Source organism: Streptomyces sp. ME19-01-6, assembly GCF_033793745.1.
Taxonomy (GTDB): Bacteria; Actinomycetota; Actinomycetes; order Streptomycetales; family Streptomycetaceae; genus Streptomyces.
In genome coordinates this window covers 1-12,038 of record NZ_JARAXF010000048.1, presented here as the reverse complement: position 1 = coordinate 12,038, position 12,038 = coordinate 1, and the positions used below count along the sequence as shown (strand labels likewise).

11 protein-coding genes and 1 pseudogene are annotated in these 12,038 nt (G+C 73.0%); 3 read left to right on the top strand and 9 right to left on the bottom strand.

Annotated features, from left to right (window positions below; genetic code table 11):
- Window positions 1–100: 100 nt before the first annotated feature.
- From PV419_RS49375 to rimP, 5 genes are all read right to left on the bottom strand, one after another.
- Window positions 101–397: a DUF503 domain-containing protein gene (locus tag PV419_RS49375; protein ID WP_319700491.1), complete on the bottom strand. Its 297-nt coding sequence runs from the start codon at window positions 395–397 to the stop codon at window positions 101–103.
- A gap of 123 nt (window positions 398–520) precedes the next feature.
- Window positions 521–3,634 (bottom strand): translation initiation factor IF-2, encoded by a 3,114-nt coding sequence (gene infB, locus PV419_RS49370; RefSeq protein WP_319700489.1) that lies wholly within the window; start codon window positions 3,632–3,634, stop codon window positions 521–523.
- A gap of 159 nt (window positions 3,635–3,793) precedes the next feature.
- Window positions 3,794–4,084: a YlxR family protein gene (locus tag PV419_RS49365; RefSeq protein ID WP_319700487.1), complete on the bottom strand. Its 291-nt coding sequence runs from the start codon at window positions 4,082–4,084 to the stop codon at window positions 3,794–3,796.
- A 97-nt stretch (window positions 4,085–4,181) separates the two neighbouring features.
- Window positions 4,182–5,174: a transcription termination factor NusA gene (gene nusA, locus PV419_RS49360; protein WP_319700484.1), complete on the bottom strand. Its 993-nt coding sequence runs from the start codon at window positions 5,172–5,174 to the stop codon at window positions 4,182–4,184.
- Between the two features lie 2 nt (window positions 5,175–5,176).
- The gene (gene rimP, locus PV419_RS49355) at window positions 5,177–5,710 is read right to left on the bottom strand and encodes a ribosome maturation factor RimP (protein WP_319700481.1); all 534 of its coding nucleotides are present in this window, start codon (window positions 5,708–5,710) and stop codon (window positions 5,177–5,179) included.
- 233 nt (window positions 5,711–5,943) lie between these two features.
- Here rimP and PV419_RS49350 point away from each other — a divergent pair, with 233 nt between their 5' ends.
- From PV419_RS49350 to PV419_RS49340, 3 genes are all read left to right on the top strand, one after another.
- On the top strand, window positions 5,944–6,507 hold the full coding sequence (locus tag PV419_RS49350; RefSeq protein WP_415925544.1) for a hypothetical protein: 564 nt from the start codon (window positions 5,944–5,946) through the stop codon (window positions 6,505–6,507).
- Window positions 6,508–6,697: 190 nt separating this feature from the next.
- Window positions 6,698–7,210 carry a ferritin-like domain-containing protein gene (locus PV419_RS49345; RefSeq protein WP_319700476.1) on the top strand — a complete coding sequence of 171 codons (513 nt, stop codon included), beginning with the start codon at window positions 6,698–6,700 and terminating at the stop codon, window positions 7,208–7,210.
- Window positions 7,211–7,387: 177 nt separating this feature from the next.
- A complete protein-coding gene (locus PV419_RS49340; RefSeq protein WP_319700474.1) occupies window positions 7,388–8,332 on the top strand; it encodes an aminoglycoside phosphotransferase family protein in 945 nt (314 codons plus the stop codon).
- 180 nt (window positions 8,333–8,512) lie between these two features.
- Here PV419_RS49340 and PV419_RS49335 read toward each other — a convergent pair whose 3' ends face one another.
- From PV419_RS49335 to PV419_RS49320, 4 genes and pseudogenes are all read right to left on the bottom strand, one after another.
- Window positions 8,513–10,213: a proline--tRNA ligase gene (locus PV419_RS49335; protein WP_319700472.1), complete on the bottom strand. Its 1,701-nt coding sequence runs from the start codon at window positions 10,211–10,213 to the stop codon at window positions 8,513–8,515.
- A gap of 85 nt (window positions 10,214–10,298) precedes the next feature.
- A complete protein-coding gene (locus PV419_RS49330; RefSeq protein ID WP_319700470.1) occupies window positions 10,299–10,865 on the bottom strand; it encodes a GNAT family N-acetyltransferase in 567 nt (188 codons plus the stop codon).
- Between the two features lie 25 nt (window positions 10,866–10,890).
- On the bottom strand, window positions 10,891–11,736 hold the full coding sequence (locus PV419_RS49325) for a GNAT family N-acetyltransferase (protein ID WP_319700468.1): 846 nt from the start codon (window positions 11,734–11,736) through the stop codon (window positions 10,891–10,893).
- Between the two features lie 163 nt (window positions 11,737–11,899).
- Window positions 11,900–12,038, bottom strand: a pseudogene (locus tag PV419_RS49320) (4-hydroxy-3-methylbut-2-en-1-yl diphosphate synthase); the annotation flags it as partial.

Genomic DNA, 12,038 nt, shown 5'->3' with positions numbered 1-12,038 from the left:
TTCTTCTCTCTTCTTCGGTTCGACAATCGGTGGTCGGGGACGCCACAGCGCCTCGGGCGGCCCGGCGGGCCCGGAGGCCTTCCGGTCACCGGTCACGCAGTCATTCATCGTGGCTGCCGTGGAACCGGCGCCGCACCGACAGCAGTTCCACCTCGGGCCGTGCGGCGACCCAGCGCTCGCAGCGGTCGAGTACGTCCGTGAGGTGACTCGCGTCCCCGGAGACCGCCGCGAGGCCGATCTCGACCCTGCGGTAGAGGTCCTGGTCGCCGACCTCCGCCACGCTCACCGCGAAACGGCGGTGCAGCTCGGCGACGATCGGGCGGACGACGGAGCGTTTCTCCTTGAGCGACCGTACGTCGCCGAGGAGCAGGTCGAAGGACAGCGTCCCTACATACATGCGGTCCGGGTCAAGCCACCCGTGGGGCCTTAGGCGTGCAGGCTTTTCGAAACCGTACACGCAATGGCCGGGGCCGATCGACGGAAATACTCCGCCGACCGGCCCCGGGTGAGCAGCAGCGCGTCAGCCGCGCGGCTTCTCGCGCATCTCGTAGGTGGCGATGACGTCGTCGATCTTGATGTCGTTGTAGCTGCCGAGGTTGATACCGCCCTCGAAGCCCTCGCGAATCTCGGTGACGTCGTCCTTGAAGCGGCGCAGGCCCTCGATGTTGAGGTTCTCCGCGATGACCTTGCCGTCGCGGACGAGGCGCGCCTTGGTGTTCCGCTTGACCTCGCCGGAGCGGATGAGCACACCCGCGATGTTGCCCAGCTTGGACGAGCGGAAGACCTCGCGGATCTCCGCCGTACCGAGCTCGACCTCTTCGTACTCCGGCTTCAGCATGCCCTTCAGGGCCGCCTCGATCTCCTCGATCACCTGGTAGATGACCGAGTAGTAACGGACGTCCACGCCCTCGCGCTCGGCCATCTGCGTGGCACGCCCCTCGGCGCGCACGTTGAAGCCGATGACGATGGCGTCGGAGCCGGTCGCCAGGTCGATGTCGGTCTCGGTGACCGCACCCACACCGCGGTGCAGCACGCGCAGGTCCACCTCGTCGCCGACGTCGAGCTGGAGCAGCGAGGACTCGAGGGCCTCGACCGAACCGGACGCGTCGCCCTTGATGATGAGGTTGAGCTGCTGCACCTCGCCGGCCTTGAGCACCTTGTCCAGGTCCTCCAGCGACACCCGGCGGGTCCGCTTGGCGAAGGCGGCGTTGCGCTCGCGCGCGGCGCGCTTCTCGGCGATCTGGCGGGCGGTGCGGTCCTCGTCGACGACGAGGAAGTTGTCGCCCGCGCCGGGGACGTTGGTGAGACCGAGCACCAGGACCGGGGTCGAGGGGCCCGCCTCGTCCAGCGCGTTGCCGTTGTCGTCGAGCATCGCCCGGACGCGGCCGTACGCGTCGCCGGCGACCATCGTGTCGCCGACCCGCAGGGTGCCGCGCTGGACCAGCACGGTGGCCACGGCGCCGCGGCCGCGGTCGAGGTGTGCCTCGATCGCGATGCCCTGCGCGTCCTGGACGGGGTTGGCCCGCAGGTCGAGCGAGGCGTCGGCGGTGAGGACGACGGCCTCCAGGAGGTCGTCGATGTGCAGACCCTGCTTGGCGGAGATGTCGACGAACATGGTGTCGCCGCCGTACTCCTCGGCCACCAGGCCGTACTCGGTCAGCTGACCGCGCACCTTGGTCGGGTCCGCGCCCTCGACGTCGATCTTGTTGACCGCGACCACGATCGGCACATCGGCCGCCTTGGCGTGGTTCAGCGCCTCGACCGTCTGGGGCATCACACCGTCGTTGGCCGCCACCACGAGGATCGCGATGTCGGTCGACTTGGCACCGCGGGCACGCATGGCGGTGAACGCCTCGTGACCCGGGGTGTCGATGAAGGTGATCTTCCGGTCCTCGCCGTTGACCACGGTGGCGGCCTGGTACGCACCGATGTGCTGGGTGATGCCGCCGGCCTCGCCCGCGATGACGTTCGTCTTGCGGATCGCGTCCAGCAGTCGCGTCTTACCGTGGTCGACGTGACCCATGACGGTCACGACCGGCGGACGGGAGACGAGCGCTTCCTCGCCGCCCTCGTTCTCGCCGAACTCGATGTCGAAGGACTCGAGAAGCTCGCGGTCCTCCTCCTCCGGGCTGACGATCTCGATGTTGTAGTTCATCTCGTCGGCGAGAAGCTGCAGCGTCTCGTCGGCGACCGACTGCGTCGCGGTGACCATCTCGCCCAGGTTGAACATCACCTGGACCAGGGACGCCGGGTTGGCGTTGATCTTCTCCGCGAAGTCGGTGAGCGAGGCACCCCGCGACAGCCGGACCGTCTGGCCGTTGCCGCGCGGCAGCATCACGCCGCCGATGGACGGGGCCTGCATGGCCTCGTACTCCTGGCGCCGCTGCCGCTTCGACTTGCGGCCACGACGCGCCGGACCGCCGGGACGGCCGAAGGCGCCCTGCGTGCCACCACGGCCACCGGGACCACCCGGACGGCCGCCGAAGCCGGGACGGCCACCGCCGCCACCGAAGCCGCCGCCACCACCGCCGCCGCCGGGACCACCCGGACGACCGGCGAAGCCGGGACGGCCTGCGCCGCCGCCACCGCCGGGACGGCCCGCGAAGCCGCCGCCGCCACCACCCGGACGACCGCCGCCACCGGGGCGACCGGCACCGCCGGGACCGCGACCGCCGCCACCGGGGCCCGGACGCGGGCCCGCGGCAGGACGCTGCGGCATCATGCCCGGGTTCGGGCGCGGACCGCCGGGGCCACCGCCCGGACGGGGGCCGCCGCCCTGCGCGCCCTGCGGACGCGGCATCGCGCCGGGGGTCGGCCGGGGGCCGCCGGGGCCGCCACCGGGCCGCGGGCCACCACCCTGACCGCCCTGCGGGCGCGGACCGGCGCCACCCTGGCCGCCGGGACGCGGAGCGCCGCCGGGCCGGGGCGCCTGCGGGCGCGCCATGCCTGTGGAGCCACCGGAGGTGAAGGGGTTGTTACCCGGGCGCGGACCGGCCGGACGGGGACCGCCCGGACGCGGAGCCCGCTCGCCACCGGGGCGCGGAGCACCGCCGGGACGACCGCCCTGACCCTGGTCACGACCCTGTCCCGGGCCGCCCGGACGGGCGCCGGGGCGCGGGCCGGAGGTGCCGCCGGGCTTGACCGGGCCACCCGGCTTGGCGCCGGTGGGCCGCGGGGTCGCCGGCGCCGGCGACGGCGGGGCGGTGAACTCGGGCTGAGCCGGAGCCGCGGGCTGGGCCGGAGCCGGCTTGGGGCCGGGGGTCGGCCGTGCGCCAGGGGCGCCGGGGGCGGGCCGCGGGCCCGGAGCGGGCGCCGACGGCATGCTCTTGGGGCCCTCCGCCACGACCGGCTTGGGGCCGGGCGTCGGGGGCTTGGGGGCAGCGGGACGGGCCGCCGACGCCGGAGTGGGCGCGGACGGCTTGGCGGGCGCCGCCTTGCGCGGCGCCGAGGGCTTACCAGCGGCCCGGCCGGAGCCGCCCTGCTGGAAAGCGTCAGTCAACTTGCGAACAACCGGCGCTTCGATCGTCGAAGACGCCGAACGGACGAATTCGCCAAGTTCTTGGAGCTTGGCCATGACGACCTTGCTCTCAACTCCGAACTCCTTGGCGAGTTCGTATACCCGGACCTTAGCCACTTCGCTCCTTCTGGTCCGGGGTGGTCGTCCGCCGGACCGTCGCTACTTCATGGGCGTACTCATCGCGTACTCATCGAGTGCTCATCGCAATCTCGACCTACTTCCGACTCGCGAGGTACCTGACCGCACGGTGACCCGTGCCGTTCTTCGAACTTTTTCTTACGGCGCCGCTGCCTGCTCGGCGTGCTCGACATAGCGGCGCAGTGCCGTGGTGTCGAGCGGCCCCGGCCCCCTGAAGGCCCGGGGAAAGGCCCGGCGGCGGACCGCCAGGTCGAGGCAGACCCGTGTGGGGTGCACATAGGCACCCCGGCCGGGCAGCGTACCGCGCCGGTCGGGGACGCAAACGCCCTCGGCCGTCACGATCCGCAACAGATCGTCCTTCGCCGCCCGCTCCCGACATCCCACACAGGTTCTCTCAGGGCATGCGCGAGCACGTGTGCGGCCGGACACTGCTTAAGTCTACCTCCCTGAGCCGACCTCACCCCTTGGGGGATGCGATCGAACAGTCAGATGTTTTCGGCTGAGTCCCGGAAGGCCGTCCCGTGAATCAGCTTTCCTCGGCGGGCTGTTCCGTGTCGGGACGGATGTCGATCCGCCAGCCCGTCAGCCGGGCCGCCAGCCGGGCGTTCTGCCCTTCCTTCCCGATCGCGAGGGAGAGCTGGTAGTCCGGCACGGTGACGCGCGCGGAGCGCGCCGCCAGGTCCACCACCTCGACCTTGCTCACCCGGGCCGGTGACAGCGCGTTCGCCACCAGATCCGCCGGGTCGTCGGACCAGTCCACGATGTCGATCTTCTCGCCGTGCAGCTCGGCCATCACGCTGCGGACCCGGCCGCCCATCGGGCCGATGCACGCGCCCTTGGCGTTCAGGCCCGAACGGGTGGAGCGCACGGCGATCTTGGTGCGGTGGCCCGCCTCGCGCGCGATCGCCGCGATCTCCACGGAGCCGTCCGCGATCTCCGGCACCTCGAGTGCGAAAAGCTTCTTCACCAGGTTCGGGTGGGTGCGCGACAGGGTGACGGACGGGCCGCGCACGCCCTTGACCACGCGCACGACATACGAGCGCAGCCGGGTGCCGTGCGCGTAGTCCTCGCCCGGGACCTGCTCCTGCACCGGCAGGATCGCCTCGAGCCTGCCGATGTCCACCAGGACGTTCTTCGGGTCCTTGCCCTGCTGGACGACGCCCGTGACGACATCGCCCTCCCGCCCCGCGTACTCGCCGAAGGTGATCTCCTCCTCGGCGTCCCGCAGCCGCTGCAGGATGACCTGCTTGGCGGTCATCGCGGCGATCCTGCCGAAGCCGGAGGGGGTGTCGTCGAACTCCCTGGGCTCCTCGCCCTCCGCCAAGTCCTCGGCGTCCTCCCTGGCCCAAACCGTCACATGGCCGGTGGCCCGGTCGAGCTCCACACGGGCCCGGCGGCGGCTCCCCTCCGTGCGGTGATAGGCAATGAGGAGGGCCGACTCGATCGCCTCGACCAGCAGGTCGAACGAGATCTCCTTCTCCCGAACCAGACCCCGCAGGGCACTCATGTCGATGTCCACGGCTACGCCTCCTCCTTGCTCTCGTCGCTCACGCCCGCGGCCTTTTCGGCGGGCTCGGCGGGCTTGCGGTTGAACTCGATCTCCACCCGTGCCTTGGAGATCTCCTTGAAGGCCAGCCGTCGGGCGGTGGGTCTGCGCCCCTTCACGCCCGGCACCTCCACGTCGAGCCCCTCGTCGTCCACCTCGGTGATCCGCGCGACCAGCTCGCCGCCCTCCGCCAGCCGCGCCTTGATCAGGCGGCCGGTGGCCCGGCGGTAGTGGCGCGGCTCGGTCAGGGGCCGGTCGGCACCGGGAGAGGTGACTTCCAGAACGTACGGGTGCCGGCCCATCGCGTCGGTGTCGTCGAGCGTCTGCGAGATCGCCCGGCTCAGCTCCGCACACGCGTCCAGCTGCACGCCGTCGTCGGAGTCCACCACGATACGGAGCACGCGCCGCTTCCCGGCCGGTGTCACCTCGACCTCTTCCAGATCCAGGTCCCGCGCGCTGACCAGCGGTTCCAGCAGTCCGCGCAGCCTCTCGCTCTGGGTGGTGCTCATCCGGGTGACTCCTCGGCCGCGTGTGCTGTTGTGGGAAGGTCGCGTGTCAGGTCAAAGCCTATCCGTTCCGACGGCCGACTGACGATTCGGTGGCTGGTGCCCGGCGGTCGCCCCGCGCGAGGGTACGCTCGCCTGCTGTGATCACCAACGGCGGCCGGGAGCGGTCGCAGCCCGGAAAGAGGAACGTGCCGATCACGACCCCCTCACCGCCCCCGCGCCCTGCCCGCGCCCCCCTGCCCTTCGCCACACCCCCGCGCCCGCCGTCCCCGGATCGGCGGAATCTCCTGCTGGCCGGCGGTGCGGCGGGGGCCGCCGCGCTGCTGGCCGGCTGCTCCGACGGCTCCGGGTCCCGGCCCGACGCGGCCGGAATCCGGGCGGGTGAGGAGCGGCTGCGCACCCGGGGCGCGCGCGACTCCGCCGCGCTCCTGGCGCGCTACGAGGCGACCGCCGACGCGCATCCGGGGCTGGCGGACCGGTTGCGGCCGCTGCGCGAGGAGACGGCCCGCCACCTGGACGCCTTCCGCACGCCCGACCGTCCCGGACCGTCCTCCCCGGCGTCCGGGTCCGCCTCACCCTCCGCCTCGCCGTCCGCCTCCGCGGGCGCGGCGGCGCGGGTGCCGGACGTACCGAAGGACGAGAAGAAGGCCCTGGCCGCGCTCGCCCGCGCCGAGCGCCACACCGCCGGCACCCGCACCGCCGCGCTCCGCGACGCCCCACCCGAGCTCGCCCGCCTCCTGGCCTCGATCGCCGCCTGCGGCGCCGCGCACGCCTACCTGCTCACGCCGGGGGGCTCATGACCCCGCCGGCCGGGCCCGGGAGCGGACCACCCGCGGCGCGGTGTGTCCCGGGCAGCGGCGGGCGCGTGGGAGAGCGGCACGCCCGGGGGCCGCTCCGCACACCATGGGCCCGCGCCGCGTGGCGCGGCGGCGCCCGTGTTCGTACCGGCTACCGATCGGCGGCCCCGGGCCGCCGTGGAAGGGGACTGACATGACCGCCTCGACGGCTCGCGCGCGTCGTGGGAGGCGCGCCCTGGCGCTCAAGACCACGCAGGCGGCGCTTGCCGCCGAGCACGCCGCCGTCTACGGGTACGGCGTGGTCGGTGGGCGGATCGGTGACGACCGGCTGCGGGAGGCCCGGGACGGGTACGCCGCGCATCGGGCGCGGCGGGACGCGCTCGCGCGTACGGTGCGCGATCTGGGCGGGACGCCGGAGGGCGCGGCGCCCGCGTACGCGCTGCCGTTCGCGGTGCCGGACGCCGCGGCCGCGGTGCGGCTCGCGGCGGAGCTGGAGAGCCGGGTGGCCGCCGTCTACGCCGATCTGGTGCGGGCCGCCGACGGCGCCCTGCGCCGTGAGGCGGCCGGGGCGCTGCGCGAGGCGGCGGTCCGGGCGGTGCGCTGGCGGGGCAGCGGCGTAGCCTTCCCTGGGCTCACCGAACGCGCCGCCGCGCCCGGCCCGACGCTGGGGGTGCCGTCGGCCAGCGCATCCGCGGGCGAGTTGTGACGGTCGGCCGCGACTGTTGGATCATGGCGTGTCGGCGCCGTCGGCGGCCTTGGCCGAGTCTTGGCGGAAGCCGGTGAGCGACAGACGGAACAACGTACGAAGCAGCGTACGAAGCATACGAAGCAGATGAAGCAGATGAAAAGCAGATGAAACCCGAGAAAAGGGGGCAGCTCGGCGATGGCATCGGCACCGCAGCCCGGAGGCCCTGAGGCGGCCCCCATCACCCTGCCGCAGCGGCTGCTGGACTCGCTGAGCAACGACCCCGAGAGCCCGGCCCGCGTCTGGCTGGCCAAGCTGCCCGAGCTGGTCGCGCACCGGCTGCGCGACTGGGAGCTGACGCTCGAGCGGGTGCCGAGCCCGGGCGGCCGGAGCAGCCTGATCGTGCTCGTACGGCAGGCCGACGGCACGCCCGCGACGCTGAAGTTCCCCGCGCCGGGCCCGGACGCGGGGCATGAGCGGGCGGCGCTCGCGCACTGGAACGGCTGGGGCGCGGCGCGCCTGCTGCGCGACGACCCCGGGAGCGGGGCGCTGCTGTTGGAGCGGCTGCACAGCGCGGTGTCGCTGCGCTCGCTGCCGGAGGCCAAGGCGCTGCTGGAGGCGGCGGGCACGGTGCGCCGGCTGTGGGTGCCGCCTGCCGAGGAGCACCCGTTCGGCTCGGTCGCGGCCCGGACCGGCGACGGGGTCGAGACGCTGCGGCTGATCGCCGCGGGAACCTGGGCGGCGGACGCGCGGCCGCTGGTCGACGAGGCGCTGGAGCGGCGCGAGGAGCTGTCCGGGCAGGTGCCGGAGCACCTCCTGCTGCACGGCGACTTCCGGCAGGGGAAGGTGCTGGCCGGGGAGCGCGCGCCGTGGCTGGCGGTGGGGCCCGCGCCGCTCGTCGGCGAGCGGGCGTACGACCTGGCGCAGCTGGTGCTCGAGCGCTGCGAGGACCTGGCCGCGGGGTCGGGACCGGCCGCCGCCGCGCGGCGCCGCGTCGCGAAGCTGGCGGACTCGCTGGACGTCGACCGGGACCGGCTGCGGGGATGGACGCTGTTCCGGGCGGTCGAAGCCGGGCTGCGGCACGCCGCGGTCGGCGACCGGCGGCGGGGCGAGCTGCTGCTGGAGTTCGCCGGCTGGTTGTAGGCCATGGGCAGGCCCCGGCTGGTTGGCGGGGCCTGGTGGCCGTGGACGGTTCGCGGGCCCTGTTGGTCGGCTGTGGCTCGCGTTTCGGCCGACGTCCCAGGTACGCCCTCCCCTGCCCCGGCCGCTCCACGTACGGAGCGGCCGGGCAGGGAAGGGGCGCGGGGCGGGCCGCCGGGACCGTCAGGCGGCGAGGCGGGAGACGGCCTCGTCGACGGGGAGCTCCTCGCGCCCGCCCGTGCGGCGGTCCTTGAGCTCCACCACACCGTCCTTCGCGCCGCGGCCGACGACCAGGATCGTGGGCACACCGATCAGCTCGGCGTCGGTGAACTTCACGCCCGGGGAGACGCCGGCGCGGTCGTCGACCATGACGCGGACGCCCGCCGCCGCCAGCTTGTCCGCGATCTCCAGGGCCAGCTCGGTCTGGAGCGCCTTGCCCGCCGCCACGATGTGGACATCGGCCGGGGCGACCTCGCGCGGCCAGCACAGTCCGGACTCGTCGTGGGTCTGCTCGGCGAGCGCGGCCACGGCGCGTGAGACGCCGATGCCGTACGAGCCCATGGTGACCCGGACCGGCTTGCCGTTCTGGCCGAGCACATCGAGCTGGAAGGTGTCGGCGTACTTCCGGCCGAGCTGGAAGATGTGGCCGATCTCGATGGCCCGGTCGAGCTCGATGCCGGCGCCGCAGCGGGGGCAGGGGTCGCCGGGCTTGACCACCACGACGTCCAGGTACTGGTCGACCTCGAAGTCCCGCCCGCAGACGACGTTGCGCGCGTGCTTGCCGGGCTTGTTGGCGCCGGTCACCCAGGCGGTGCCGGGCGCGACGCGCGGGTCGGCGAGGTAGCGGAAGGACTTCCCGGCCGGGCCCTGCGGGCCGATGTAGCCGCGGACCAGGTCGGGGCGGTCGGCGAAGTCCTCGGCGGTGACGACCTCGACCTCGGCGGGGGCGAGGTGCTCGGCGAGCTTGCCGAGGTCCACCTCGCGGTCGCCGGGGACGCCCACCGCGGTGATCTCGCCGTCGACCTTGACGAGGAGGTTCTTCAGGGTGGCGGAGGCCGGGATGTTCAGGTGCTCGGCGAGGGTGTCGATGGTCGGGGTGTCGGGGGTGTCCAGCTCCTCGACCGGGCCGTGCCCGGCCCCCTCGACGGGGGTGACGGCGAGGGTGACGGCTTCGGTGTTGGCCGCGTAGTCGCAGTTCGGGCAGTCCACAAAGGTGTCCTCGCCGGCCGCGGCCGGGGCCAGGAACTCCTCGGAGGCGGAGCCGCCCATGGCGCCGGAGATCGCGGAGACGATGCGGTAGTCCAGGCCGAGGCGCTCGAAGATCCGCTGGTAGGCCTGGCGGTGCAGCCGGTAGGACTCGGCCAGGCCCTCGTCGGTGGTGTCGAAGGAGTACGAGTCCTTCATCTGGAACTCGCGGCCGCGCAGCACGCCGGAGCGCGGGCGGGCCTCGTCCCGGTACTTGGTCTGGATCTGGTAGAGGATCACCGGCAGGTCCTTGTAGGACGTGCACTGGTCCTTGACCGTCTGGGTGAAGATCTCCTCGTGGGTCGGGCCGAGGAGGTAGTCGGCGCCCTTGCGGTCCTTGATCCGGAACAGCAGGTCGCCGTACTCGTCCCAGCGGCCGCTGGCCTGGTACGGCTCGCGGGGCAGCAGGGCGGGCAGGAGGACCTCCTGGGCGCCGATGGCGTCCATCTCCTCACGGACGATCCGCGCCACGTTCTCCAGGACCTTCTTGCCGATGGGCAGCCAGGTCCAGATGCCCGCGGAGGTGCGGCGGACATAGCCGGCGCGGACGAGCAGCTTGTGGCTGGCGGTCTCGGCATCGGCCGGGTCCTCGCGCAGCGTCTTCAACATCAACCTGGACATGCGCTGGACGTGGGCCATGGTTCTTCTCCTGCGTACGGGATGGGATGACCAGGAGATTAGCCGCTGCTGCCGTGCACCGGGAAATGCCCGGGCGTGCGGCGGATCAGCGGCGCAGCGGGAGCGGCGCGCCCATGACCGCGTAGGGGGTCGGCGCGCTCGGGAAGAGCACGGGACGGGCGAGGTCGCGATAGCCGAGGGCGCGGTAGAGGTGGCGGGCGGGGCTCTCGACGTCGACCGCGGAGAGGATGGAGCGCGGCTCGACCGCTCCGTCGGTGATGGTGGTGATCAGTGACCGGCCGATGCCGTGCTGCTGGTAGTCGGGGTGGACATGCAGCTCGGTGATGACGAAGGAGTCGTCCAGCCAGTCCTCGTGGCCGGTGTCGCGCAGATACGGCTCGACGACGGTGGACCACCAGTGGGTGCGGTCGTTGGGCATGCCGTAGATGAAGCCGACGAGCCGTCCGGCGGGGGTGGTGGCGCCCAGCGCGCGGGCGCCCGGGCTGGTGAGGTGGCGCAGCACGATGTGGCGCCGTACGCCGGCCTCCTCGTCGGTGAGCCCGAAGGCGACCGCCTGCACGGCGAGGGCCTCGTCCACGCGCGCGGCGAGATCGAGCGGCCCCACGACGACGCCCTGCGGGTCCGGTGGCCCTTCGCCAGGTTGATGCAGCATGGGCGGCACCCTACTGGGCCGTCGATCAGAACAGCACACTCATGAAGGCGCCGACCTCCTGGAAGCCGACCCGGCGGTAGGCGGCGCGAGCGGGGGCGTTGAAGTCGTTGACGTAGAGGCTGACGACGGGCGCGACCTCGCTCAGCGCATAGCGCAGGACGGCGGCCATGCCGGTCTCGGACAGCCCTCGGCCGCGGAATTGGGGGGCGACCCAGACGCCCTGGATCTGGCAGGCGTGGTGGGTGGCGGCGCCGATCTCGGCCTTGAAGACCACCCGGCCGTTCTCGATGCGGGCGAAGGACCGTCCGGCGCCGACGAGTTCGGCGACCCGGGCCTGGTAGAGCAGCCCGCCGTCGCCGGCGAGCGGCGAGACGCCGACCTCTTCGGTGAACATGGCCACGCACGCGGGCATGATCACGTCCATTTCGTCCTTGCGGACGCGGCGGACGTACGGGTCTGGCGCGATACCGGCGGGCATGGTGGTGGTGGCCATGAGCGGCTGGTGGGCGCGGACGTCGCGGGCCGGGCCCCAGCTGGGCTCGAGCAGTGACCAGAGCTCGGCGGTGGTGTCGGCGGGGCCGACGATGGAGGAGCAGCGGCGGCCGGCCCGGCGGGCGCGCTCGGCGAAGCCGCGTACGGCCTCGGGGGTGGCGCAGATGGGGACGAGGTTGGCTCCGGCGTAGCAGAGCGATTCCAGCCGGCCGCCGCTATACCAGCCCCACATCTCGCCGCCGAGCCGCCACGGATCCAGGCCGGCGACCTGGACGCGGGCGGCGACGAAGGCGTTGGAGACCGGGTCTCGGTCGAGGACCGCGAGGGCCTCATCGAGTTCGTGGGGCTCGAGCACCCTGGTGGTGGACGTCGTCAGCACGTGTCGGTATGCCTCACCGGTTGCGGCCGAGGGCCAGAAGATTCGATTCTCCGCACTGTACCTCGGGGCTCGCCTCGGCCACCGCCCGCGCTCACCGAACGGGCCGTGGTCCGGTCTGGTGCGGGCGGTGGGGCGGACGGCGGGTGGGGCTGTGCGGGTGGCGTCAGCCGGTGACGGAGACCTCCGGCTCTCCGGAGGCGATGCCGTCCTTCTCCATCTGCTCGGCGATCTTCATGGCCTCGTCGATCAGGGTCTCCACGATCTTCGACTCGGGCACGGTCTTGATCACCTCGCCCTTCACA